Origin of the sequence: Pseudomonas sp. Pseusp97 (assembly GCF_047304025.1) — a bacterium.
In the GTDB taxonomy this organism is placed as follows: Bacteria; Pseudomonadota; Gammaproteobacteria; order Pseudomonadales; family Pseudomonadaceae; genus Pseudomonas.
Window position 1 is genome coordinate 1 of the sequence record NZ_JBGLYK010000491.1, and the last position, 491, is coordinate 491.

Here is a 491-nt window from a genome sequence, read left to right on the forward strand (position 1 = left end):
GGGGCGGGCGCGCGGGGGGGGGGGCGGGGTTTTTGCTCGCCCCGGCGGTCCCCCCCCACCCTCAACCCCCCCGCGGCGGGGGGGGGGGGGGGGCCCCCCCCCCCCCCGCTCCTACAGGTTTGGCGTCAGGCTTCCTGCAAGGCGCGGGGGCGGCTGCTGCGGTCTTCGGCGTCGGCGGAAACGGCCTGCTGCAGCTGGAAGTCGAACTCGATCTCGGCGAAGCGCCCTTCCACTCCCCGATCCTTCGCGGCAGCAGCGTCCTCGACGAAACGCACCTCGCCGATCAGCCCGTCACGGGTGGCGTAGGCGAAGTCGTCCCACAGGTACTGGTCGCCGGCGAGGTTGATCTGCGTGGTCAGGTGGCGATGCCCCGGCGCGGAGATGAAGAAGTGGATATGCGCCGGGCGCTGGCCATGGCGGCCGAGCTGGTTCAGCAGCTCCTGGGTCGGGCCGTCCGGCGGGCAGCCGTAACCGCTGGGCACGATGCTGCG

Annotated in this window: 1 pseudogene; it reads right to left on the minus strand. The window is 73.3% G+C overall.

What is annotated here, in order from left to right:
• Positions 1 to 125: 125 nt before the first annotated feature.
• Positions 126 to 491: pseudogene (locus ACCC94_RS30060) on the minus strand (catechol 1,2-dioxygenase); the annotation flags it as partial.